Source organism: Rhodococcus baikonurensis, assembly GCF_040489275.1.
GTDB lineage: Bacteria > Actinomycetota > Actinomycetes > Mycobacteriales > Mycobacteriaceae > Rhodococcus_F > Rhodococcus_F baikonurensis.
This window is the reverse complement of the sequence record NZ_JBEUOQ010000001.1, coordinates 434,530-459,293: the sequence shown is the minus strand read 5'-3', so window position 1 is coordinate 459,293 and position 24,764 is coordinate 434,530. Positions and strand designations below refer to the sequence as shown.

Below are 24,764 nucleotides of genomic sequence, written 5' to 3'. Positions count from 1 at the left end.
GGTGGGAATGCAGGTCGATGCAGATGACTTCGCAGATATCTTGGCGACTGCGCGGGAGTTCATCCGCAAGGAAGTCGTGCCGCGTGAGCAGGAGATAGCCGACACCGACGCCATTCCTGAGGACATACGAAAGAAAGCCGCAGCCATCGGGCTCTTCGGCTACGCGATTCCTCAGGAATGGGGTGGGCTCGGACTGGACCTCACCCAAGACGTCGAATTGGCAATGGAATTCGGTTACACGTCCCTGGCGCTGCGTTCGATGTTCGGTACCAACAACGGAATTGCCGGGCAGGTGCTGGTCGGCTTCGGTACCGACGAGCAGAAGGCTCAGTGGCTCGAGCGCATCGCCTCCGGTGACGTCGTGGCTTCCTTTGCTCTGACCGAACCAGGCGCAGGTTCCAACCCGGCCGGTCTTCGGACCAAGGCCGTCCTGGACGGATCCGAATGGGTCATCGACGGCAACAAGCGGTTCATCACCAATGCTCCACTGGCACAGCTGTTCGTGGTGTTCGCGCGCACTCGCCCGGCGGATTCCGATGGTCCGGGAATTGCAGTGTTCCTGGTGCCGGCCGACACGCCGGGAGTCACAGTTGGTCCCAAGGACAAGAAGATGGGTCAGGAAGGTGCCTGGACCTCCGAGGTCACCTTCGACAACGTCCGGGTTCCCGAGTCGGCCCTCGTCGGTGGCGACCAGGACACCGGATACCGCGCAGCGATGACGTCTCTCGCACGCGGACGAGTCCATATCGCGGCCCTCTCGGTGGGAGCAGCGCAGCGAGCGCTCGACGAATCTGTCGCGTTCTCCGTGGTCACCGAACAAGGCGGCACCGCTATCGGCGACTTCCAGCTTGTTCAAGCGATGCTGGCAGACCAACAGGCCGGTGTCATGGCCGGGCGGGCGATGGTGCGTGAGGTGGCCGCGCGGTACGTCAGCGGTGAGGATCGACGTCTCGGCCCCTCGGCGGCAAAGCTCTTCTGCACCGAGATGGTGGGCAAGGTCGCGGATCTCGCCGTGCAGATCCACGGTGGCAACGGGTACATGCGAGGTGTGCCGGTCGAACGCATCTACCGTGAAGTTCGCCTGTTGCGCCTGTACGAGGGAACCAGTGAGATCCAGCGACTGATTCTCGGCGGTGGGCTCGTGGCGCAAGCGAAAAAGCGCAACCAGCGCTGACACATTTACCTGACGAGCTTTAACCTCACGAACGGAGTGGACATGGGATTGTTGGACGGCAAGGTTGCGGTAGTGACCGGCGGAGCCCAGGGCATCGGGCTCGAAATTGCGCGCACCTTCATCAAGGAAGGCGCGACCGTCGTTCTCGGCGACATCAACGAAACCGTGGGAACGGCTGCGGTCGCCGAACTCGGTGGAGAGTCGGTCGCCCGTTTCGCTTCCTGCGACGTGCGTGACTCCGGACAGGTCGAGGCCATGCTCGATCTGGCCGAAAGTGCCTTCGGTCCAGTCGATGTCATGGTCAACAATGCCGGCATGACGCGCGACGCCACGATGCGGAAGATGACCGAGCAGGACTTCGACGACGTGATCGCCGTACACCTCAAGGGCGCCTGGAACGGAACACGCGCTGCCGCCGCCCGCATGCGCGAGCGTGAGAAGGGCGCAATCGTGAACATCTCGTCGATCTCCGGCAAGGTGGGCATGCTCGGGCAGACCAACTACTCGGCCGCCAAGGCCGGCATCGTCGGATTGACGAAAGCCGCGGCAAAGGAGGTCGCGTTCAAGAACGTTCGGGTCAACGCCGTTCAGCCCGGACTTGTCCGCACGGCGATGACCGAGGCGATGCCCGAACGGATCTGGAACGAGAAGCTTGCCGAGATTCCGATGGGTCGCGCGGCCGAGCCCTCGGAGGTCGCTTCGGTTGTGCTGTTCCTCGCGAGCGACCTCTCGAGCTACATGACCGGCACGGTTCTCGAGATCACCGGCGGCCGCCACATCTGATCCGTCCTGTTCGAGTGCAAGAATCCTGAGTGTGAGACTTCTGAGTGTGAGAATTCAAGGGTGACTACTGACATGGGACAGCCGAACTCGGATCTTCCGCTCGACGGAATCACCGTGGTTGCACTCGAACAGGCGGTGGCGGCACCGCTCGCCACCAGACATCTCGCGGACATGGGTGCGCGGGTGATCAAGATAGAACGCGTCGGCGAGGGCGACTTCGCGCGTCACTACGACCAGGCGGTTCACGGTCAGGCGTCACACTTCGTGTGGCTCAACCGTTCCAAGGAATCGATCGCTGTCGACGTGAAGTCGGAATCCGGCCGGCAGATCGTTCTCGATTTTGTCGCGCGCGCAGATGTGTTCCTACAGAATCTGGCTCCCGATGCAGCTGCGCGACTGGGGTTCGGCGCGGAGGCACTGCGCGAGGAATTCCCTCGGCTCGTCGTGATCGACATGTCCGGCTACGGCAGTGCCGGTCCACGGCGCGAGCGCAAGGCGTACGACATGCTGGTCCAAGCCGAGACCGGAATGATCTCCGTGACCGGCACACCGGAGACGGCCACCAAGACGGGTATCCCGGTCTCGGACATTGCCGCGGGAATGTACGCGCTGACTTCGATTCTGAGCGCCTTGTTCCGTAGAGAGCGAACGGGTAAAGGAGCGCTCGTCGAGGTCTCGATGTTCGATTCCACCGTCGAGTGGCTGGGGCATCCGATGTACATGAAAATGTATGCGGACAAGCAGATTCCGCGCGTCGGTCTCGGCCATGCCGCGATCGTTCCCTACGATTCGTACCCCACGAGCGACGGCGAGATCCTGATCGGCGTCCAGAACGACCGTGGGTGGCGTGCACTGATGGTGGACGTGTTCGAGCGCGAGGATCTGGTCGATCATCCGCGGTACCGCACCAACATCGTGCGCGTCGAAAATCGCGGCGAGGTAGACGAATTGGTGGGTTCGCTGACTCGTCTGTACTCGACAGCGGACCTGGATCAGCGTCTGGCCGCCGCCGGTGTTCCGGCTGCAGCACTCAACGACATGGCCGGTCTGCTGGAACATCCGCAGCTGGAGAAGCGGGCCAGGTGGCGGTCAGTGGGCACCGAGAACGGTCCGATCGATGCCGTGCTGCCTCCGATGACGTACTCGGATGTCGAAATGCGTATGGGTGACGTTCCGGCGCTCGGCCAGCAGACGGATTCGCTACTGGCCGAGCTGGGACGGACGGGCGACCAGATCGCAGACCTTCGCCGCGACGGATCGATCGGTTAACGCTTCTCACGTCGCAGGTTCTCGAACACCGCTGCAATCCCTTGTCCGCCACCGATGCACATGGTCTCGATCCCGTACCGTGCCTGGCGTCGGTCGAGTTCGCGCAGCAGATTGGCGAGTATCCGTCCGCCGGTAGCGCCGACAGGATGTCCGAGCGAGATCCCGGAACCGTTGACGTTGAAGCGCTCCTCGATGTCCTGCGCGCTCAATCCCCAAGCCTTGGCGCACGCGAGAACCTGTGCGGCGAAGGCCTCGTTGACTTCGATGAGGTCGATGTCGCCGAGCGACAGGTCGACACGGGAGAGGGCTTTCGCTACCGCTGGCACCGGGCCGATGCCCATCCGGTTCGGCTCCACACCGGCGACGCCCCAACTGACCAGTTTCGCGAACGGACGCAGGCCCAGTCGTTCCGCGTTGGCCGTAGTGGTGACGATGGCCGCAGCTCCGGCGTCGTTCTGGCCGCAGGCGTTTCCGGCGGTGACTGTGGCTTCGGGGTCGACGCGACCTCGAATGGGGCGCAGTGCAGCAAGATCGGACAGCTGAATCCCCCGGCGCGGATGCTCGTCGCGGGTGACGACTGTCTGCTCACCACGGCGCCCGTGCACCGAAACGGGAATGGTCTCGTCGTCGAAGTACCCGCTGTCCTGGGCGTGAACGGCCCGTTCGTGCGATCGCACCGCGTATCGGTCCTGCTCGTCGCGGGTGATCGAGTACTCGCGGCGCAAGTTCTCGGCGGTCTCGATCATGCCGCCTTCGACCGGAAAGTTGACTCCGCCGGAGTTCGTGCGCGGTTTGGCCAATCGGTCGTGGAACTCGACGGAAGGGCGCTTTGTGCCCCAACGCATGTCGGTGGAGTAGAACTCGGTTCCGCTCATGCTCTCGGCGCCGCCGGCGATGACCAGATCACTCATCCCGGTCTGTACCTGCATCGCGGCGTAGATGATCGCCTGCAATCCCGAACCGCAACGGCGATCGAGTTGTATTCCGGGAACGGATACGTCGAGACCGGCGTCGAGTGCCGCGATTCGCCCGATGGCCGCGGCCTCTCCGTTGGCGTAACCCTGACCGAAGATGACGTCGTCGACATCGGTGGACGCAATGCCGGTTCGTTCGACGAGGCCACGCACAACGGTGCTGGCGAGTGTGGTGACGGGAACGTCCTTGAAGACTCCGCCGAATCCGCCCACCGGGGTGCGAACGGGTTCACAGATGACTGCGTCGTGCATGGAATGTGCCTGTCTCGAGGAGAGGTGGGGAATGCGTCGCGTGAACGGGCCGATCGAAGGGCCCCATAGCGACCTGGCCACTCGAATATCCAGCACGCGTGGCGCGGTTGTCAACAGCAGGAACGACCTGTTCGGACATAGTTTCCGCCATACGGTTCGTATGCGAAATCGACTTTGACACATATACCGTTCGGGGATTGAATGGATGCAGCGTCTCTGCCGCACACACGTCGCGGTGGGGTGAAAGTTCCTGGAGTCGAATCAGTTTCGTCGACAGGAGAGCACAAAGTACCGACTGACAGGTGGAACAGTGACTCGTTTGGCGCAGACGGCGGGATTGACCGAGACCCAGAGCGACATCGTCGGGGCGGTACGCGAGTTCGTCGATCGGGTGGTCATCCCCGCGGCGCAGGAACTCGAACACACGGATACGTACCCGACCGACATCGTCAAGCAGATGAAGGACATGGGCCTGTTCGGTCTGACCATCGACCCCGAGTACGGGGGTATCGGCGAATCACTGCTCACCTACGCACTGTGTGTCGAAGAGCTGGCCCGCGGATGGATGAGCGTGTCCGGGGTCATCAACACCCATTTCATCGTGGCCCACATGATTTCCGCGCACGGGACGCCGGAACAGAAGGCGAAGTACCTGCCGCGTCTGGCTTCCGGGGAGATTACCGGCGCTTTCTCCATGTCGGAGCCCGCACTGGGCTCAGATGTTGCTGCGATATCGACCAAGGCAAAGCGCACGGAGTCCGGCGATTACGTGATCGCCGGGCAGAAGATGTGGCTGACCAACGGTGGTTCGTCGACGTTGGTGGCAGTCCTGGTCAAGACGGACGAGGGTGCGGACAAGCCGCACAATAATCTGACGACGATATTGATCGAGAAGCCGGCAGGTTTCGGTGAGGTACTCCCGGGCCTGACCATTCCGGGCAAGCTCGAGAAGATGGGCTACAAGGGAATCGACACCACCGAGATGATCTTCGACGGTTTCGAGATCGGAGCGGAAGAGGTTCTCGGTGGCACCCCTGGCTTGGGATTTCGGCACATGATGGACGGCGTCGAGGTCGGCCGGGTCAACGTCGCCGCTCGCGCGTGCGGAATCGCCCAGCGTGCTTTCGAACTGGCTGTCACCTACGCCAAACAACGAGAGACGTTCGGCAAACCGATCGCCGAACATCAGGCCATCGCATTTCGGATCGCCGAGATGGGCACCAAAGTCGAAGCGGCCCATCTGATGATGGTCAATGCTGCCAGACTCAAGGACTCGGGCGAGCGCAACGACGTCGCAGCAGGTATGGCGAAGTATCTGGCGAGCGAATTCTGCTCGGAGGTCACACAGGACAGTTTCCGCATCCACGGCGGGTACGGCTACTCCAAGGAATACGAGATCGAGCGGTTGATGCGTGAGGCACCGTTCCTTCTGATCGGTGAAGGCACCAGCGACATCCAGAAGCAGATCATCAGCAAGGGCCTGCTGCGCACCTACAACTGAGCCGAGAAGCGGCACCGCGAACATGCGCGGTGCCGCTTTGTCGTGTCAGATCAGTAAGCGGACGGGTAAAAATCAGCGGGTGAAGGCCAGAGTCGTCACCGGTGACCGGTTACCGTATGCGTCAACGGCTTCGACACGGGCTTCGTATGCTGTGCCCGCTGCTGCATCGGGAATCGGAATGTCGAGGCTGTTCGGTCGTGGCATGAAGTAGAAGTCGGAGAGCACCTTCGACGAGACGACCTTCGCCCCGGTGGCTGTGTCCGTGACCTCGACGGCATAGTGATGGACCATCTGGTCGTCCTTCGCCTGCGCGATCCGTAGCGCTGCTTCACCGTTCGCTCCGGTGCTCACCGAGAGCGGGGTGGCCGTGGTGAATTCCGGTGCATTCGTGTTGCGTGCACCAGAGGTGTAGCGGAAGTTGTCCTTGATCTGCTGGTTGGTCGACCCGTCGAGTTCGACCGTCCACCCCGAGCCGCTCAGCGTGCCCGCGCTCGAGTACGGCGGCTGCCAGTTGGCCGACCACGCGCCTCCGGTGTAGATGTCGTGCTTGTCTGCCGCCATGTTGATGCGGTTGATTTCCGTGCGGTCCTGGTAGACCTCCACGAAGAGCGCTTGGGCAGTGGGTGATTCGAAACGGTTCGCGAGACCGGACTCGGTCACCATCTGGTAGCCGTGATCGATCTCGATGTACGACATCGAGCCGTCGTTGACCGCCGTGAAGTCGCGTTGATGGATCGACCGGTCGTCGTTGTTGTTCAGGTGCGAGTGCCCGGAGAAGAAAATTGCCTGAGGGAAGGCACTCAAGTCTTCGGTCAGTCGAGGATTCGACGCCTGTTGGCCGTCCATGGCTGTGTTGCTTGCCGGCCGGTGTCCCTGGACCAAGATCGGCTTGGTCAGGTTTCCGGATTCCGAAGTGATTTCGGTCAGGCGGGACTTCAGCCAATTACGTTGCGCTGAATCATTGTTGTATGTCTCGGTGTTGACCGTGAAGAGATGGACACCGCTGACGTCGGATTCGTAGTATCCGCCACCGGAATCCGGGAACCACTCCGCCGGATATCCGGCTCTGATCGCCGCGAGACTTGCATCGTGATTGCCGTTGGAGATCAGGAGTTGTGTCTCGTTCATGCCCTTCCTGGCGAGATTTGCCTGGAAGATTTCTGCGACGATCTTGTGGTCGGGCCCCTTGCCGTCTCCGTTGTCGTTGATCATGTCGCCGTTGGAGAGGATCGCGTCGGGTTTCGGGAAGATGGAACCGATTGTGTCGAAGAAGCTTTCGTACTTCTTGTCATTGTTCGCGTGATCGCCGACGTGGACGTCGGACATTACGACGACCTGAGCCAGCGGCTTTTCCGAGGTCTTGATCAGGTAGCCGAACGAGACGGCCGCACTCGCGTGATCGCCGCGGAAAGCGGCGACAGTGACGTTGGTGTCCTGTGCGATCTGCAACGGACGTCCCGGCGTGGCAGCTTGGCTGTCGGTGGTGGGTGTCGTTCCGTCCAAGGTGTAGCGGACGGTGGCGCCGCGCTCGGCGGTGAAGGTCAGGTCGACGGGGTGCTCGTACCGTCCGCCGGGGACGCTGACGCCGGGCGCTGCGGGTGGCGTGTTGTTCTCGCCCGAAGAGCTACCCCATTCGAAGGACGAACTGCCCCAACTGGGTTCGGCGTGGGATTCGGCGGGGGCGATGCCGGGAACGGCGAGAGCCGCGGTCACGGCTGCTATCGCGATGGTCGTACGTCTCACGAGGATTCCTTGTCTTCGACGCGGTGGTTCAGACCCATACGTAATTGGTCTGGACCAATTACGGTAGGCGGCGCCGGGTAGAAAAAGGTGTGTCCTGTATGTCCGACTAGTGAAGCGTGTATGAACACCGTCCGCGCTTGCCGGCGGTACTGTCGGCCGCGCTTATGGCAAAGTCGATGCCGTGGACCTACGTCAGATCGAGTACTTCCTTGCCGTTGCCGGTGGGGAGTCCTTGTCGACGGTTGCGCAGAATCTGTCGGTCACCAAGCCGTCGCTGTCGCAGGGTATTCGTGGTCTCGAGCGTGAACTCGGAGTCGAACTGTTTCACCGAGTCGGTCGTGGCTTGGTTCTGACGGCGGCAGGTCGGGCGTTGGTAGGGCCGGCGAGGCAGATGATGCGCAGCAGTGCGGCCGCGTTCAACGTCGCGATCGGTACGGCCGACGAGCCTCGTGGCCGGCTCGACATCTGCTCCGCGGCACATGGTCTCGAAGGTCCGATCGCACGCATCGTGGCGGACTTTCGTGAGCGATGGCCTGCTGTGACCGTTCGGGTCGGTGAACTGCCGCAGGATGCAACGTCTGAGCAGGTGTTGGCAGACGGCGCATGCGAGGTGGTCTTCAGCTATTGGCCACCCGACATGTCGGCGCTGTCCACGAAAGTGATCGGGGTGAACGAATACTGGCTGGCAGTGCCGTCGGGGGTTCATCCTGGCGTCTGGCCGAATGGTGTGAAACCCGCTGCGGGAGAGCCGGTGTCATTGACGGCATTGCCCGATCTCCCAGTGGTGGGTGTACTCAAACACTCGCGGGCGAGGCTTGCCATCGAGTCGTCCCTGCAGGCCGCCGGGGCCCGGACTCGGATGTCGACGGAGTTGTCGCAGCGGGAGACCGTCGGCGCGTTCGTCTTTGCGGGTTTGGGTATGGCATTCATGGAGCGTTCGCTGGCCGAGAGATCGGTCGCGTCCGGCGCGGAGATATTTCCGGTGGAGCCGCCGATCTCACTGAATTACGGCGTCGAGTTCGATCCGGAGACGCTCTCGCCGTTGGGCAGGCTGTTCGTAGACGGCTTGTGACGTGTTGAGACGTTCTCGATGTACGCGGACCCGGCCGGCGAGAGTGGGCCGTCGCGGTAGATCAAGATCGTCTGCCGCGTGATGGGCGGGAAGAGCGAGCGAACCTCGGACGCTGGGGAGTCTTGTTCGGCGATCGATCTGGGCAGCAGCGCGGCGCCTACACCCTGCCCGACCATTTCCCGGACGGCAAGGCGATCAGGCACTTCCACGACGACGTTGGCGAGGTCCAGATCGTCGTCGATCGAATGCCCGCGCCGAACTGTCGATGCCTCGACCACCATCGGCAGGTGCGTAACCACGGCGCGCGGAACCGGATCGGGGAGGTCTGTGGCCAGGCGAACGGGGATCGACAAGACCGTTTCCTGGCTACTCACGGCAATTTCTCGAAGCCCGTCGGAGACATCGGTACCCGGGTGGGTCTCGAGAAAACCGAGTTCACACGTACCTGCTCGGACCAGCGCGCGCACGTCCTGCGCGTTCGCGACGGCGTTCGTGGAGAATCGAATTCCGGGTGCCGTCAGATGGAGGCGTCCGGCGACCTCTGCAACAGGGTCGATGGCAAGATCGGACTGAACAGCTATGGCGAGTTCCCCGGCGCGCAAAGCGGTTACTGCGGCCACGGCGGATTCGGCCCGAGCAACGTCGGCGAGCAACGCACGTGCAGAATCGGCAATTGCCAGTCCGACTGCGGTGGGAGCCAAACCGCGAGTGGTGCGCTCGAAGAGTGTGGCTCCGAGTGCTCGTTCGAGGTTGCGTACGGCCTGCGAGAGTGACGGTTGCGAGATACGCAGGACGTCCGCGGCGGCGGTGACGCTGCCGTGATCGACAACGGCGACGAGATACTGTGCGCTGCGTATGTCCATCCCGGTTGCCTGCATCTGACAAATTCTCCCAGATGACGGCGCCCTGGCGGTGGTGACTTGCTGCGACCTGCAGACATAGGTCTGAGCTATGGCTCTGTGCGCCTTCTCGTCTTTGTGGCGCAGGCCATAGCGATGGTCGACTGTTCCAGTACCACCGACCGCGGTTCGTGCTCGGTGAGTACCTGGAACACAGGAGCGTGATGTGAGCGAGCTTCACCTACCCAACCGGATACGCCACTCGGCGTCGACACGGCCGTCCGATCCGGCGATCACGTGCGGCGACCGAACAGTGACATGGGCTGCGCTGGATGGCGAGACCAGTGCCTTGGCGAGTGCGCTGGCGGGAGTGACCGCAACGGGTGCTCGCGTCGGTGCGCTACTGCGGATGGGGCTCGAAGGTGCGGAAACCTTCATCGCGTGTGCGAAGGCGGGCGCAGTGTTCATCCCGTTGAACTGGCGGCTCAACCCACTCGAACTCGTCGACATCGCCGAGGACGCGGAGCTCGACGTCTTGATCGTCGACGACGAGTTCGCCGCGGGGGCGGCGGCGATGTCCTCAGCGTTGCCGGACATCGAGGTCGTAACCGTGGGAGCTGAAGGGGGCCTGCCGGATTCGCAAACCTGGGCGGAGTTCGTGGCCTCCGGGACCGGCGTCGACCCCGGACAGGGGCACGACCCGGACGCAGCAGTTCTGCAGCTGTACACCTCCGGGACAACCGGCCGGCCCAAGGGCGTCGTGGCCACGCACCGGAATCTGTACAACGAGCCCGAGGGGTTCGACGTCTACGAATTCGGTTCGGATGCAGTCGCACTCGACGCACTTCCTCTCTTTCACATCGCCGGTGCCGGCTGGATGAGTACGTGCTTGTCGGCCGGGGTCCCTTTGGTGCTGCTCGGAGACCTGGCGCCGGCTCGGGTCGCTGATGCCATCGCGACTCACCACGTCACCCACGCATTTCTGGTACCTGCCGTCATTCAGACGCTGGTAGATCTGCCCACTCTCGACAGTTTCGATCTGACCAGCCTGGAGGTGGTCGCCTATGGGGCGTCGCCGATCACTCCGGCGCTCCTCGCTCATGCGATGACCGTCTTGAAGTGCAAATTCGTCCAGCGATACGGGATGACCGAGACAACGGGTTCGGTATCCGTCCTTCGTGCTTACGACCATCACGTAAGCGGACCGCGTTCGGAGTTGCTCCGCTCTGCGGGAAAACCGATGATCGGCGTCGAGATCTCCATTCGAGACGTCACCACTGGTGAGGAATTGCCGCCCAACAATTCCGGTGAGATCGTCGCGCGTAGTAGAAACAACACTCGCGGGTACTGGCGACGTGAACGTGAGACCGCCGAACTGTTCACCCACGACGGCTTCCTCCGGACGGGGGACGCCGGCCATCTGGACGACGAGGGGTATCTGTTCGTCACCGACCGCCTCAAGGACATGATCATCACCGGCGGTGAGAACGTCTATCCGATCGAGGTGGAATCCGTTCTGGCCGAACACCCCTCGGTCGCCGAGGTTGCGGTGGTCGGGGTTCCCGACAAGCGCTGGGGTGAATCCGTCACCGCGGTGGTCAAACTGGTCGACGGTGCCGACATGCCAAGCGTCGACGAGTTGATCGCTTTCAGCACAGCGAAGTTGGCGTCGTACAAGAAACCTCGCCAGATCCATTTCGTGGACTCCCTACCTCGCAACGCGAGCGGAAAACTGCTCAAGTCGAGCCTGCGGACCATGCTGAACGCGAGCGGAGAAGCATCATGATCGTGACCGAAGACGTCGGTGTCGCACAACGTGAGGCGTGGGCGAACAAAATTCTTCCACCGGTGGAACAAGTGCGGGACGGATTGTGGTCGATCCCTGTTCCCATGCCGGACAACCCTTTGCGCTACGTACTCGTCTACGCACTCGCGCTCGACGACGGACTTGCCCTCATCGACGTCGGCTGGGATCACGAACAGTCGTGGCAGGCTCTCGTCGACGGCATTACATCGATCGGATACGACGTTTCCGAAGTGCGCTATGCGGCAATCACCCACCTGCATCCCGATCACTTCGGCCTGGCACCGCGTCTTCGGCAGGTCAGCGGCGCGACGCTTGCGATGCACGTGGCCGATGCGACGCTTCTCGGATACCACGGTCCCGAGCAGACCCGCGACGACATCACCGGCTGGAACCTGCAGTTGTCCGAACTCGGTGCACCGGCCGAAGTGCTCGACGCGTCTCGGGTCGACCTGGTGCGGTTCGCTGAGCACGAAACCATCGACGTAGTTCTGGGAGATGGGGATTCACTCGACCTACCCGGTTGGAATCTCCGGGCCCAATGGACACCGGGGCACACTCCCGGACATCTCTGCTTCGTGGAAGAGGACAGAGGCTTGTTGTTCAGCGGCGACCACATGCTGCCGAGGATCAGCCCGAACATCTCCACGATTCCCGGTGAACTCGAGAACCCGCTTCATCGTTATCTTCTCTCGCTCGAGGCGACGACGACACTGGGCGAATGCGAAGTGCTTCCGGCACATGAATATCGATTCCGTGGGATCGCCGATCGTGCACGTCAATTGATGGGGCACCACGAGGAGCGATTGGCGGAGATCGTGGCTGCGGTGCAGGCTGAGCCCGAATCCACGGCCTGGGAACTCTCGCGCACGATCTCCTGGTCTCGTCCGTTCGACCAGATGTCGCCGCGACTACTTCGCTTGGCAGTTCGCGAAACCCATGCTCATCTTGTTGTTCTGGCCAAGCGGGAGATCGTGACACCGTCCGGCGGCACGCCCGTGCGCTGGAGCCTTCGCGCGCAGTGACCTTTCAAGAATCTCATCACGGAAGTAGGAACCGAACATGAGCGTCGTGCTCACCGACTTCGCCGACGGCGTTGCCGTCATCACCCTCAATCGTCCCGAGGCCAAGAACGCGGTCAACCTGGACCTCGCAAAGGCACTCGCAGCCGCGATCGACGAGTTCGAGGAACGGTCCGATCTCACCATCGGAATTCTGACCGGAGCCGGTGGAACCTTCTGCGCCGGTATGGATCTGAAGGGTTTTGCCCGCGGGGAGCGGCCATCGCTGCCGGGTCGTGGATTTGCCGGTCTGACCGAGGCTCCGCCGTCGAAGCCGCTGATCGCAGCCGTCGAAGGTTGGGCACTCGCCGGCGGTTGTGAACTGGCCTTGGCGGCCGACTTGATCGTGGCATCCACGGACGCGAAATTCGGCCTGCCCGAGGTGAAGCGGGGGCTTGCCGCGGCGGCCGGCGGACTCCTACGTCTGCCGAAAATTCTCCCGTACCAGTTGGCCATGGAAATCGCGATCACGGGGGATCCGCTCAGTGCCACCGTGGCGCATCATCATGGCTTGGTCAATCGGCTCGCCGAACCGGGGCAGGCGCTGACCGTCGCACGCGAGCTTGCGGCCCGAGTAGCGGCAAACGGTCCACTGGCTGTGCGCGCGACCAAGCAGGTACTGGCAATGTCCGCCAAGTACACCGATCCGGATGCCTTTGTCGCGCAACGCGAATTCATCGATCCGGTCTTCACCTCACGTGACGCCAAGGAAGGCGCCACGGCATTTGCCGAGAAGCGCTCTCCTGTGTGGAGTGGTTCATGAGTGCCGAGACGATCGAGCGCGCGGCCGTGAGCATCGATCGTGACGGTGCCGTCGCGACGATTGTTCTCTGTCGGCCGCACCGCCGCAACGCTCTCGATCTCGACGCCTGGATCGCTCTACGTGAAGCAGTCCTCGAACTTCAAGAGGACTCGCAGATTCGCTCTGTGATCCTGACCGGCGCGGACGGGACCTTCTGCGCGGGATCCGATCTGGACAAGCGTGGCTCGTCGCACCCGCTCGATCGCATGCGTGTCATCAACGCAACGGCGATCGCACTGGGCGAGTTTCCCAAGCCTCTGGTGGCGAAGGTCGACGGGTTTGCCGTCGGAGCCGGATGGAACATGGCGTTGCTCTGCGACTTCGTCGTGGCAGCCAAGGGCGCGAAGTTCAGCCAGATCTTTGCCAAACGGGGGTTGTCTGTCGACTTCGGGGGTTCGTGGATCCTGCCGAGACTGGTCGGCCTCCAACAAGCCAAGCGACTGGTGATGCTCGCCGAGACGATCGACGCACAGGAAGCCTACGAGCTCGGGTTGGTGACGTATCTGGTCGAACCGGCCGAACTGGACGAACACACGTCCACGCTGGCGCAGCGGCTCGCCGACGGTCCGCCGGCCGCACTGAGTCAGTCTGCTGCGATGCTCGAACATCACACCTCACTCTCGTTGCGGGAAGCCTTGGACAACGAGGCGAGGGCCCAGGCGGTCAATTTTGCGACGGATGCTACCGACGCGGTTCGTGCCTTCGTGGAAAAGCGGGAGCCGGTCTTCACCGGTGAGTGGGCCGTACCCGGGGTAACTCGGGTGGAGTGAGCGTCAGATCGCTGGTCGTATGATGGATGAGTGGATCTGCACTTCGTTACCTACTTCGTCGCTGTTGTCGACCACGGTGGGATAACGAAGGCCGCTCAGGCTCTCTACATTTCGCAGCCCTCGCTGTCACAGGCAATTCGCACGCTCGAGCGTCGACTCGGCGCCACGCTCTTCGACCGGACCGGTAGGCGGTTGGTTCTTACCGACGCAGGTCGCACGTTCGATCTCGCGGCCAGGAGAATCCTTGCCGATGTCGAGCGCGCGAAGGCGAAAGTGACCGCCGTTCGCGAACTCGAGTTCGGCCGGGTGGACGTCGTCTCGTACTCGGCGTTCTCGATCGATCCGATGGTCGAGTTGGTCAGGCGATTCCGCGCCAACTTCCCCAAGATCGTCGTGCGCGTTCTCGACACGTACGGCCCAGCCGGGGTCGACAATGCGTTGCGGCGAGGGTCGGCCGAGGTCGGTGTCACCGATCTGAGTATCGGGTACGAGGGTTTGGTCACGTCTCCGATTGCCACTCAGGAGTTGGTACTCGCCACCCATGCGTCGTTGTCCGGCCGGCTTGCAGCGCCGTTGACGGATCCGGTTCCGCGAGCGCTCTTGCACAGTTTGCCGCTGGTGGTCGATCTCGGTGATCAATCGAATCAGTTCCGGGGTCTACTCAGCGAAGGCGCCGAAAACGTAGTCGTGGACTGCGTCCATCCTGTGACCACGTGGGAACTCGTGCGTCGAGGGATCGGCGCCACTGTCGTGCCGAGAAGGGTTGCACAGCAGCAGATGACAGACGTCTGCGCCTTCTCCTTCGATCCGCCGCTGACACGCGACGTCGGCATCGTCTATCGCTCGGGCGAGCAATCTCCGGCAGCCGCTGCATTCATCGCGACGGCTGCGGAAATGGCTACCTCCGCCGTTCCGTCCGAGGAAGAGGAGTGAACTGTGGAGTTCCGGCAGATGGAGTACTTCCTCGCGGTCGTCGAGAACAAGGGGATCAACGGCGCCGCAGCGGCTTTGGGAGTTGCTCAGCCGACCGTGTCACAAGCGTTGCGCGGGCTCGAACGTGAACTGGGAGTGAGGCTGTTCCATCGCATCGGGCGCGGCATGGTGCTCAGTGCGGCCGGTCGCAGCCTGGTCGGCCCGAGTCGACAGGTCCTGCGAGACGTAGCTGCGGCGGCTGAACAGTTGACGGCATCCGATGGCGCCATCGTCGGTCGCCTCGACATCATGGCTTTCCCGGCACTGACCTCGGGGACGATCGTCGATCTGATTGCGGAGTTCTGTCGACGGTATCCGCAAGCACGAGTCAGATTCTCGGAACTCGAGCGTGAGGACAATCTGGAAAGTCTCATCCGGGACGGCCACTGCGAATTCGCGGTGGCTCATCTGCCACTCGAGGCGGGAGAAGGCCTCGAGATCGTCGAATTGGGGGAGCAGGAGTACCGCCTGGTCTACCCGGCGGGAACCGAACTACCCGAGGGGCCGGTACGCCTTTCGGAAATGCCGGACATTCCCATGGTGTTCGTTCCTCGCGGGGCAGCGATGGGTGACGCGATAGAAGATTCGATCCGAAAGGCCGGTACCAGAACGGAACTCGCGGTGGTGACCGAGCAACGGGAGTCGCGGCTCCCGATGGTCATCGCCGGGCTCGGCGGTTCGTTGGTCGAGCGCTCAGTGGCCAAATCGATGCCAGGTCAGGTGGTGGAACGGGCCTGCGAGCCGAGATTCCTGCGTGCGTACGGTCTCGCCTTCGACCCCTCGACACTGTCGCCGGTGGGACAGGTATTCGTGAATCTGGTCCACGAGTACCTGTCCGACGAATCCCTGCCTGACGAACGCCTGCCTGACGAACGCCGGTCACAGCACTAGAGTCGGCAGATACGTTCTCGAGCGGCAGCGTACTCGGCGGCGAGACGCTCTACTACTGCATGCGTCGGAAGGACTGCGTCGATCGCTCCGATGCCCTGTCCGGCGCCCCAGATGTCACGCCACGCCTTGGTATCGGTGTCGGTGGTCGCGAAACTCATTGCGGATGGATCGGATTCGGCCAGGTTGTCGGGGTCCAAGCCGGCGGCAACGATGCTGCCCCGCAGGTAGTTTCCGTGTACTCCGGTGAACAGGTTGGAATAGACGATGTCGGAGGCCCCTGAACCCACGATCATCTCCTTGTACGCAGGATCCGCGTTGGCCTCTTCGGTGGCGATGAAAGCCGAACCGACATAAGCAAGGTCGGCACCGGCCGCGAGCGCAGCGAGAACCGAATCGCCATGAGCAATAGCCCCCGACAGCAGTAGCGGACCGGCGAACCACTCACGAATCTCACGAATCAGGGCAAACGGCGACTGCCTACCGGCATGACCACCAGCCCCGGCAGCCACCGCGATCAGTCCGTCGGCGCCCTTCTCGATCGCCTTGCGTGCAAAACGATTGTCGATGACGTCGTGAAGGACGATTCCACCGTATGCGTGGACTGCGTCGTTGATGTCGGTGCGAGCGCCGAGGGACGTGATGACGATCGGGACCTCGAACTCGGCGATGGTCGCCAGGTCCTCTTCCAGGCGGTTGTTGGACCGGTGGACGATGAGGTTGACGGCAAATGGCGCCGACAGATTCTCCGGGTGCTCACGATCATGTTCCTCACGAGCCACGGTGATCAGTTTGAGCCAATCCCGAAGTGCCGACTGCGGACGAGCATTCAGTGCCGGGAAGGACCCGATGATCCCGGCGGTGCACTGCGCGATGACGAGGTCAGGAGTCGAGATGATGAACATCGGTGAAGCGAGAACCGGGACACGCAATTGCGACGTCAGGTCTGCGAAGGTCGTCACCTGGAACCGCCTTTCTGATCGACGGATTCGAGAAGTCTCGAGCGGAGGTCGGTCTTGAGGACCTTACCGGCAGCCGATGTCGGAAGGAGTTCTACCTCGACGACCTCGCGAATCTTCTTGTACGGCAGCACCTGCTCGGCGACAAACGCCTTGATCTGCTCGGCGTCGAACTCGGCGCCCGGAATCATCACCACGAAGGCTACGGGCTCCTGGCCGTTGCTCCCCACTTCGCGGCCGACAACCGCGGCAGTCGAGATCGCCGGGTGCGAAACCAGAATCTCTTCGAGTTCCCGCGGATAGACGTTGTACCCCTTGTAGATGAGCATGTCCTTTGCCCGGTCACAGATGAAGAGATATCCGTCCGAGTCCAGGTACGCGATGTCTCCGGTATCCAACCAGCCGTCGACGAACTGTTCTGCGGTGGTTTCCGGGTGTCCGAGATAGCCGTCGGTGACCTGAGGTCCACGCACCCACAGTTCGCCGCGTTCGTTCTCGCTCAGAACAGTCTTTCGGTCGAGCTGATCGCGAATCTGGATTTCGGTGTCGAAGATCGGGAGGCCGACGCTGCTCTGCCGGTACTGCGAGCCGTTGATCAGCGGAGCGGCCGTGACCACACAGGTGGCCTCGGTTAGCCCGTACCCCTCGACGACGAGCGCTTTGGGAAATGCCCGGCGGAGTGCGGCGAGCGTGACGCTGTCGATCGGGGCAGCGCCCGAAGAGACGACGCACACGCTGTCGGTGTTGCGCACCGTGGCGTCGGGATGAACCGACAGTGCGTGCCACATGGCGGGAGACCCGGTGAGGTAGGTGGCCTCGTGCTTTTCGATCAGCTCGAGCATCCGGCCGGGTTCGAACCGACCGGCAAATACCTGGGTGAGACCGGAAATCAACAGGAACGACGTGTTGAGCAACGAATGTGCGTGGAAGAGAGGTGAGACCACGATGGTCGCCCCGGTCCCCGGCGTCGGACCGAGCACGTCGAGGCCGTCGATGCGTCGAGGCGTGACGAGACCGTCAGGACCTGCTTCCAACTCGTGCCCGGTTCTCCACCCACACATCTGCGTGATGTTGCCGACGACGTTGCGGTGAAGAACACGAACACCTTTGGAGACTCCGGTGGTTCCGCCGGTGAACGCGATGTGTGCGATGTCGTCGCTAAGAACGGAGGCAGGGGTGAATTCGGTGGGTAGATCGGCGATGAAGGCGTCGAACGCGACGACCGACTCCGGTGTATCGAGCGTGCCCTCGGTGTCCTGAACCATCACGATCGTACGTACGGAGGTTCCTGAAGAGGCTGCAAGCAGTACGTGCAGCTGCGAACTCTGAGTGACCGCAGCAACGGCGGACGTCTCCTCTATCTGCTTGCGCAGTCCGAGTTCTGGCTGCAGCGGATTGACCAACGTCACGGTCGCCCCGGCCTGCAGGCAGCCGTAGTAGGCCTGCAGGAACTCGACACAGTTCCCGAGATGTAGCAACACGACATCGCCGACGCCGACCCCAGCCCGCCGCAGTGCACCGGCGAATTGCGCACTGCGCTGACCGAGTTCGCGGAACGTGCACGTGCGCTCGCCGTCCACGACGGCGAGGCGATCACCGTACAGTGCCGCCATGCTGGGTGCCCAGTACGCCATGGTCGTATCCGGGTAGTGCATGTTGTGGCGCAGTTGTGGATTGGCGATCACGCTGGCGCCCGTCACCGGGGAGCCATTCGGATAGCGCCGTCGAGTCTGATGGTTTCGCCGTTGAGATAGCCGTTCTCGAGCATCGAGACGGCGAGCTGGCCGAACTCGTCCGGGCGACCCAGCCGTGAGGGGTTGGGAACCGAGGCTTCGAGGGCCGTGCGCACGTCTTCGCGCAGGCGCGCCAGCAGGGGAGTGTCCATGATGCCGGGAGCAATGGTGTTGACGCGGATTCCGCGGCTGGCGAGATCGCGGGCAGCGGTGACCGTCATACCGACGATGCCGGCTTTGGACGCTGTGTAGTTGATCTGACCGATCTGACCTTCGAATGCTGCGACCGACGCCGTCATGATGACGGCACCTCGCTCACCGTCCACGGCGTCGAGTTCCGCCATCCGTTCGGCGCCGAGACGGAGTGCGTTGAACGAACCGACAAGATTCAGCTTGACGACGAACTCGAAATCTTCGACCGATCCGGCTTTTCCGTCCTTGTCGAGAATGCGCATGCGACGTCCGGCACCCGCGCAGTGGACGACGCCGCGAAGGCCGCCGCGCTCGTGCGCCGCGTCGAGTGCTTCGGCGAACTGTTCGCTGTCGGTGACGTCGGCCGGGGCGAATTGTGCGGCAGCTCCGAGATCGGCCGCCACCTGCTTACCGTCGGACGAAGGCAGATCGATCAATGTGACCTGCGCTCCGGCGTCGAGCAGTCGTCGAGCGGTAGCCAGGCCGAGACCTGAAGCGCCGCCGGTGATCGCGGTGGAAAGTCCCTCGAGTTTCATGAATCAATTCTTCTTTCCTGCTGGATGACGTGTCGGCCCGAAAGCGTTGTCGGGTCAGATCAATTCGAGAATGGTCGCATTGGCCATGCCGCCGGCCTCGCACATCGACTGGAGTCCGTATCGAATTCCGTTGTCGCGCATGTGATGTGCCAGGCGAGTCATCAAGATCGCGCCGGATCCGCCGAGTGGGTGGCCGACCGCGACAGCGCCGCCGAGAGGATTCACACGATCGATGGCTGCGCCGGTTTCAGCCTGCCAGGCAAGGGGGACGGGGGCGAATGCCTCGTTGATCTCGAACGCTCCGATGTCGTCGATGGACAGGCCGGAGCGATCCAATGCCTTTGCGGTGGCGGCAATCGGACCGGTGAGCATGATGACCGGGTCGTCGGCTGCGACCACTGCGGTGTGAATACGGACGAGCGGCTTCCACCCGCGTGCGCGGGCGTACTCGCTGGTCGTGACGAGTGTGGCGCCCGCCCCGTCGGAGATCTGAGAAGAGTTGCCGGCGTGGATGACACCGTCGGCGTCGAAGGCCGGGGGCAACTTCGCGAGCGACTCCAGACTTCCACCTCGCCGAATGCCTTCGTCCTGGGACAAGCCGGCGATCGGAGTGATCTGCCCGGTGAATGCTCCTGCATCGGTGGCACGGCCCGCGAGTTCGTGTGAGCGGAGGGAATATTCGTCCAGAGCCGTTCGAGTGAGTGCCCATTTCCGGGCCATCATCTCGGCGCCGGTCCCCTGGCTGAAACTGTCCACACCGTAGCGTTCGAGTACCGAAGCCGGGAAATGCTCACCGTTCTTGCTGGCGGTTCCCATCGGAACTCGCGACATCGATTCGACGCCTCCGGCTACGACCACGTCGTTCTGCCCGGAGATGACGGTGGCCGCAGCAAAGGAAACTGCCTGCTGGCTCGATCCGCAGGCCCGTGTCAGTGTCACGCCGGGAACGCTGTCGGGCCAGCCGGCGGCGAGTGCTGCTGTACGGGCGATGCTTCCGGCCTGTTCGCCGACCTGACTGACGCATCCCCAGATCACGTCGTCGACCGTCGCCGCGTCGAGTCCGGTCCGTTCAGCGAGTGCACGCAGCACATGTGCAGACAGTTCGGCCGGATGGATCTCCGAGAGGGCGCGGCCGCGACGGCCGATCGGTGTACGTACTGCGTCGACGATGACGGCATCTCGCATGTATCTCTCCTGCTGTTCGTGCCCGGTTCTGCGACTGTGCGGTCGGGGCGTGCCTCGAGTCGATCACGAGCGGGTCGACCCGGCAATGTCTTTCGGTGAATAGCTTTGTTAGCGAATGGCTATACGTGGAGTACTCAGCCGCGGATGAGCTTGCGATCGCGCTCGGGATTGGCGAAGACGAGGACCAGAACCGCGGCGATGACTCCGATGACGCCGATTGCCTGGAAGGACTGGGCGTAACCGTCGGCCGGGGTTGCAGCGTTGTCCACGATGACTCCCGTTGCGTAAGGAGCGATCAGGCCACCGATCGACATGATGGCGAGGAAGAATCCCATCGTTCCGGCAGTCTGCTGCGGCGGGCACAGTTCCGAAATTGCAGCGTTGATGAGCGGGAAGGTGATTGCCGAGAACCCGTAGCCGATCGAGACCATGGCGACAGCGACGATGGGAGTGGAGATCTGTGGCAGGAACAGGAGAATCGATCCGCAGATCAGAACGCCGACGCAGGGAACGATGACGCGGACCGTGCGAGAAGTGAAGCCGCGGCCGATCAACTTGTCCGTGACGGAACCGGAGGTGATCATGAGGACGAGACCGACGATCGAGGGCAGCGCGAACATCGAACCGGCTTGCATCGCACTGTATCCGAGGCCGACCTCGAAGTACGACGGCAACCAGGTGAGAACGACGGTGGTCAGCGCGTAGATGGTGGCGATGAGGAAGCAGCAGCTGACGAAGGTGCGGGAGAGCAGGATCTTGCGCCACGGAACGTTGGGCTCTGTGACCGTCTTTGTGGCTGCCTCGGTTGCTTCTGTATCCGCAGTCTTTGTCGCCTTGACGGCCTTGCTCGTGTACGGGCCCTCGGACCAACCGGCCAACCAGCAACCCATCCACACGAGACCCAGAACGGAGAGCGAGAGAACCGCTGCGCGCCAGCCGTAATGAACGGCGATGAAGGTCAGTACCGGCGCGAGGGCGATCTTTGCCACAGAGGCGGATCCGGCGAGCATTGCGCCGGGAAGGCCGCGCTTGGCCGGCGGGTGCCACGAGTACGCCGCGGTGTGCATCAGCGCCGAGCTGGGACCCTCGGCGAATCCGAGGAGCATGCGCGAGACGATCAACATCGCGAGGCTGGCGCCGAGAACGAGGGGGAGCATGACCACGGACCAGATTGCGGCAAGGATCAACAGTGCCCAACGTAGGGTCAGGTACTTGTTGAGTGGTCCGGCGAGGAATCCGCCGATGCAGAACATCAGGAAGAAGAGCGAGCCGACCATGCCTATTTGCGAAGACTTCAGTCCGAGCTCACGAGCGAGGGGCTGAGCGATGATTCCGAGGACTGCCTTGTCCGCGTAGTTGACGATGTAGAGGAAGACGACGAGCCCGGTCATCGTCCACGCACGCTTGCGGGTACCGAAGACGGGGACTGCTGACGAATCTGGCGTTGCTGTTGCTTCGGGCTGGACGTCGTTACGCTGTGGCGCGATGGGGGTCACGTGGCGTCCCTTCGAGACTGGTGGGCGGATGCGATCGTGCTCGAAGCGCGGCCTCGAAGCGATCGATGATGTTGTGTTTGCCGGCTGACCCATTCAACGTGTTCTGGATCACTTTGGGCAATGTCGCGTCGATGATCGGAACGATAGCGGTTGCCTATGTATCGCAGGTCAGGCCATATTGGTACGCCCTATCGGAGCAATAGCCGATGAGTGTTGGATCGGATGCGGAACATTGAGGCAAGGTGAGATCAGGATCACCCTGTTCCCTCGACCGACTGGAGTTCATACATGCAGCGCACCGTGTTCAACGAGGATCACGAGGCATTCCGGGCTACCGTCCGCGATTTCATCGCGAAGGAAGTAACCCCGGTCCACGAGAAGTGGGAAGAGGACGGTCACCCGCCCCGCGATTTCTACCGACGACTCGGAGAGTTGGGCGTACTCGGAATTCAGGTGCCGGAGGAATACGGCGGAGGCGGCGAGAAGTCGCTCAAGTTCAACGTCGTCGTCGCCGAGGAAGTTGCTGCCGCCGGGGCGTCCTTCGGCTCGCAGTCGGTGCATACGAACCTGATCCTGCCCTACCTGCTCGAGTACGCGAACGACGAGCAGAAGAGCCGCTGGTTGCCGGGCTTCGCTTCCGGAGATCTGATGTTCGCGATCGCGATGACCGAACCGGGAACAGGGTCGGATCTGGCGAACATCGCGACGACGGCCAAGCTGTCGGAGGACGGTACGCACTACGTGGTCAACGGTTCCAAGACGTTCATCACCGGCGGGGTACTTGCCGATCGCGTCCTGGTGGTGTGCCGCACCGCGCCCAGCACAGCGGAGAACCGACGCACCGGGTTGTCGATTCTGGTGGTCGACACGTCGTCGCCCGGATACTCGGTGGGGCGCAAGATCAACAAGATCGGTCTCAAGACCTCCGACACCGCGGAGCTTTCGTTTGTCGATGTACAGGTACCCGTCGAGGACAGGCTCGGAGAAGAAGGCGACGGATTCAGCTACCTGACCCACAACCTGGCTCAGGAGCGCCTGACTATCGCATTCGGAGCGGCCGCCACTGCCAGTGCAGCGCTTCGCTTTGCCATCGACTACGTCAAGGACCGCAAGGTGTTCGGCAAGCCGGTTGCGGCATTCCAGAACACCAAATTCGTTCTGGCCGAATGTGCTACCGAGGTCGATGCCATCCAGTTGGTGTCCGACAACGCACTCGAATGTCATGACCGTGGCACGCTGACGATTCCCGATGCAGCGAAGGCGAAACTGTTCTGCACCGAGGCGGCAGGTCGAGTGATCGACAAGTGCCTCCAACTCCACGGCGGATACGGGTACATCACGGAGTATCCGATCGCACGCCTCTACGCCGATACACGTGTCACGCGAATCTACGGTGGCACAAGTGAAGTCATGAAGACCATCATCGCGAAGGATCTTGGTCTCTGAATTGCTCGTTGCATGTTTTCGGCCTCGGAACTGTGTTCCGAGGGCGAAAACACGTTCGTGAGTGGGTCAGTTCGCCGGAACCCCGACGACGCCGTCCGCAATGAGCGTCGAGGCGTGATCAGCGGTGGTTCCGAGGATGTCGGTGAGCACCGCGACCGAATCGCCGCCGACCTCGGAGGCCGGTCCGGTGCTCAGATGCGCGCCGTCGAACGACGCCGGGTTGGCGGCAGCGAGATAACTTCCGATTCGAGGCTGGTCGAGTGCGGAGAACATCGGGTTGTTCTCGAGTTCACCGGATTTCACAACCTCCTCGAAACTACGGTACCTCTCGAACAGTACTGACGACTGGTCCAGCGCGGCAGCGATCTCGGCGGCGCTGTGTTCCCGGAACCAGTGTGAGAACAGGGCTGTCAGGACCTCTCGATGACGGTAGCGGTCCGCTTCGGTGGAGAAGTCGGCTCCGAGGGCGGCTTCGACGGCGTCGACAGCCGCCGCGGTGCCGGTGACCGACGCAAGGTCACGGAAATGGCGAGTAGTGAGTGCAACGATCATGAACCGGTCGTTGTCGCTGGAGACGAAATCGATTCCGTACGTGCCGTAGACGGCGTTCCCGCCGGACTCGCGACTGCGGCCGTTCACCTGTACTTCGGTGAGGTAGCCGAGGGTTCCCGCGGTGGCCAATGCGACGTCTTCGAGTGGCAGCGTGATCTGCGTGCCGTGTCCGGTCGAGTCACGTTGGCGCACAGCGGCAGTGATCGACAGCGCGGCGTAGAGCCCGCACGCGACGTCCCAGGCCGGCAAGGCGTGATTGACAACTCCGGCGTAGTCCGCGGGGCCGGTGATCTGTGGGAATCCCAACGCGGCGTTGACCGTGTAGTCGACACCGGGGCTGCCGTCGCGGCGTCCGAGAACCTCGAGGGTGATGACGTCGCTACGCAATTGGGCCAGGGAGTCGTGGCCCATCCAGGTGCGTCCGCCGGCATTGGTGACCAGGATTCCCCCGCCGGGTCCCGGAGCCGTGACCAGCTGCCGAATCAGTTCTTGGCCGCGCTCGGCGCGCATGTCCACTGACAGTGACCGTTTACCTTTGTTGAGTCCGGTCCAGTAGATGCTTTCACCGTTGTCGGTGACTGGCCAGCGCTTGTAATCGGAGGCACCGCCGATCGGGTCGATCCGGATCACCTCGGCGCCGAGCTGGGAGAGAGTCAGTCCGCACAGGGGCGCGGCGACAAAGCTCGAGACCTCGACGATTCGAAGCCCGGACAACGGGCCAAGGGTCTGATTCATCTGTGTTCCTCCGTGGTGGAAAAGTG

The 24,764-nt window shown here is 62.5% G+C and carries 21 protein-coding genes; 12 read left to right on the top strand and 9 right to left on the bottom strand.

The window, feature by feature from the left end; translation table 11 throughout:
• Positions 1-7 precede the first annotated feature (7 nt).
• The 3 genes from ABWI03_RS02265 to ABWI03_RS02255 all read left to right on the top strand — a co-directional run bounded on the left by ABWI03_RS02265 (position 8) and on the right by ABWI03_RS02255 (position 3,226).
• Complete coding sequence (locus tag ABWI03_RS02265; RefSeq protein ID WP_124569191.1) at positions 8-1,174, top strand: acyl-CoA dehydrogenase family protein; 1,167 nt, start codon at positions 8-10, stop codon at positions 1,172-1,174.
• 42 nt (positions 1,175-1,216) lie between these two features.
• Positions 1,217-1,957 carry a 3-oxoacyl-ACP reductase FabG gene (fabG, locus tag ABWI03_RS02260; RefSeq protein WP_095973140.1) on the top strand — a complete coding sequence of 247 codons (741 nt, stop codon included), beginning with the start codon at positions 1,217-1,219 and terminating at the stop codon, positions 1,955-1,957.
• A 72-nt stretch (positions 1,958-2,029) separates the two neighbouring features.
• The gene (locus ABWI03_RS02255) at positions 2,030-3,226 is read left to right on the top strand and encodes a CaiB/BaiF CoA transferase family protein (protein ID WP_298777751.1); all 1,197 of its coding nucleotides are present in this window, start codon (positions 2,030-2,032) and stop codon (positions 3,224-3,226) included.
• Here the strand turns inward: ABWI03_RS02255 and ABWI03_RS02250 are convergent.
• Positions 3,223-4,452: an acetyl-CoA C-acetyltransferase gene (locus ABWI03_RS02250; RefSeq protein ID WP_298777114.1), complete on the bottom strand. Its 1,230-nt coding sequence runs from the start codon at positions 4,450-4,452 to the stop codon at positions 3,223-3,225. The genes ABWI03_RS02255 and ABWI03_RS02250 overlap by 4 nt on opposite strands.
• 310 nt (positions 4,453-4,762) lie before the next feature.
• On the opposite strand from ABWI03_RS02250, the gene ABWI03_RS02245 reads away from it, so the two are divergent.
• On the top strand, positions 4,763-5,953 hold the full coding sequence (locus tag ABWI03_RS02245) for an acyl-CoA dehydrogenase family protein (RefSeq protein WP_298777115.1): 1,191 nt from the start codon (positions 4,763-4,765) through the stop codon (positions 5,951-5,953).
• Positions 5,954-6,025: 72 nt separating this feature from the next.
• Here the strand turns inward: ABWI03_RS02245 and ABWI03_RS02240 are convergent, their stop codons facing one another.
• Positions 6,026-7,696, bottom strand: a complete 1,671-nt coding sequence (locus tag ABWI03_RS02240; RefSeq protein ID WP_298777116.1) for a chitobiase/beta-hexosaminidase C-terminal domain-containing protein — start codon at positions 7,694-7,696, stop codon at positions 6,026-6,028.
• A 181-nt stretch (positions 7,697-7,877) separates the two neighbouring features.
• Between ABWI03_RS02240 and ABWI03_RS02235 the strand changes: the two genes are divergently transcribed.
• Complete coding sequence (locus tag ABWI03_RS02235; RefSeq protein WP_298777117.1) at positions 7,878-8,768, top strand: LysR family transcriptional regulator; 891 nt, start codon at positions 7,878-7,880, stop codon at positions 8,766-8,768.
• Here the strand turns inward: ABWI03_RS02235 and ABWI03_RS02230 are convergent.
• Positions 8,702-9,646: a LysR family transcriptional regulator gene (locus tag ABWI03_RS02230; protein WP_200316861.1), complete on the bottom strand. Its 945-nt coding sequence runs from the start codon at positions 9,644-9,646 to the stop codon at positions 8,702-8,704. The two genes, ABWI03_RS02235 and ABWI03_RS02230, sit on opposite strands and share 67 nt — an antisense overlap.
• 187 nt (positions 9,647-9,833) lie before the next feature.
• Between ABWI03_RS02230 and ABWI03_RS02225 the strand changes: the two genes are divergently transcribed.
• The 6 genes from ABWI03_RS02225 to ABWI03_RS02200 are packed head-to-tail and all read left to right on the top strand — an operon-like array spanning position 9,834 to position 15,907.
• Positions 9,834-11,393, top strand: coding sequence for a long-chain-fatty-acid--CoA ligase (locus ABWI03_RS02225; protein ID WP_296552081.1), 1,560 nt, complete (start codon positions 9,834-9,836; stop codon positions 11,391-11,393).
• Complete coding sequence (locus ABWI03_RS02220; protein WP_296552078.1) at positions 11,390-12,436, top strand: MBL fold metallo-hydrolase; 1,047 nt, start codon at positions 11,390-11,392, stop codon at positions 12,434-12,436. Before ABWI03_RS02225 ends, ABWI03_RS02220 begins: the two co-directional genes overlap by 4 nt.
• 37 nt (positions 12,437-12,473) lie before the next feature.
• Positions 12,474-13,235, top strand: coding sequence for a crotonase/enoyl-CoA hydratase family protein (locus ABWI03_RS02215; protein ID WP_166809056.1), 762 nt, complete (start codon positions 12,474-12,476; stop codon positions 13,233-13,235).
• Positions 13,232-14,044, top strand: coding sequence for an enoyl-CoA hydratase/isomerase family protein (locus ABWI03_RS02210; protein WP_296552074.1), 813 nt, complete (start codon positions 13,232-13,234; stop codon positions 14,042-14,044). The genes ABWI03_RS02215 and ABWI03_RS02210 overlap by 4 nt, the downstream gene beginning before the upstream one ends.
• A gap of 30 nt (positions 14,045-14,074) precedes the next feature.
• On the top strand, positions 14,075-14,977 hold the full coding sequence (locus ABWI03_RS02205; RefSeq protein WP_095973149.1) for a LysR family transcriptional regulator: 903 nt from the start codon (positions 14,075-14,077) through the stop codon (positions 14,975-14,977).
• 3 nt (positions 14,978-14,980) lie between these two features.
• Entirely contained in the window at positions 14,981-15,907 is a 927-nt protein-coding gene (locus ABWI03_RS02200; RefSeq protein ID WP_298777118.1) for a LysR family transcriptional regulator, read from the top strand.
• Here ABWI03_RS02200 and ABWI03_RS02195 read toward each other — a convergent pair.
• The 5 genes from ABWI03_RS02195 to ABWI03_RS02175 all read right to left on the bottom strand — a co-directional run bounded on the left by ABWI03_RS02195 (position 15,904) and on the right by ABWI03_RS02175 (position 22,098).
• The gene (locus tag ABWI03_RS02195) at positions 15,904-16,809 is read right to left on the bottom strand and encodes an NAD(P)H-dependent flavin oxidoreductase (RefSeq protein WP_435054165.1); all 906 of its coding nucleotides are present in this window, start codon (positions 16,807-16,809) and stop codon (positions 15,904-15,906) included. The genes ABWI03_RS02200 and ABWI03_RS02195 overlap by 4 nt on opposite strands.
• A 53-nt stretch (positions 16,810-16,862) precedes the next feature.
• Entirely contained in the window at positions 16,863-18,518 is a 1,656-nt protein-coding gene (locus tag ABWI03_RS02190; RefSeq protein ID WP_298777755.1) for a class I adenylate-forming enzyme family protein, read from the bottom strand.
• Between the two features lie 41 nt (positions 18,519-18,559).
• Positions 18,560-19,324 (bottom strand): SDR family NAD(P)-dependent oxidoreductase, encoded by a 765-nt coding sequence (locus ABWI03_RS02185; RefSeq protein ID WP_124569201.1) that lies wholly within the window; start codon positions 19,322-19,324, stop codon positions 18,560-18,562.
• Positions 19,325-19,378: 54 nt separating this feature from the next.
• Positions 19,379-20,509, bottom strand: coding sequence for a thiolase family protein (locus ABWI03_RS02180; protein WP_095973154.1), 1,131 nt, complete (start codon positions 20,507-20,509; stop codon positions 19,379-19,381).
• Between the two features lie 134 nt (positions 20,510-20,643).
• On the bottom strand, positions 20,644-22,098 hold the full coding sequence (locus ABWI03_RS02175) for an MFS transporter (RefSeq protein ID WP_298777120.1): 1,455 nt from the start codon (positions 22,096-22,098) through the stop codon (positions 20,644-20,646).
• A gap of 195 nt (positions 22,099-22,293) precedes the next feature.
• On the opposite strand from ABWI03_RS02175, the gene ABWI03_RS02170 reads away from it, so the two are divergent.
• A complete protein-coding gene (locus ABWI03_RS02170; RefSeq protein ID WP_020970861.1) occupies positions 22,294-23,451 on the top strand; it encodes an acyl-CoA dehydrogenase family protein in 1,158 nt (385 codons plus the stop codon).
• A gap of 66 nt (positions 23,452-23,517) precedes the next feature.
• Here ABWI03_RS02170 and ABWI03_RS02165 read toward each other — a convergent pair whose 3' ends face one another.
• Complete coding sequence (locus ABWI03_RS02165) at positions 23,518-24,738, bottom strand: CoA transferase (protein WP_298777121.1); 1,221 nt, start codon at positions 24,736-24,738, stop codon at positions 23,518-23,520.
• Positions 24,739-24,764: the final 26 nt, after the last annotated feature.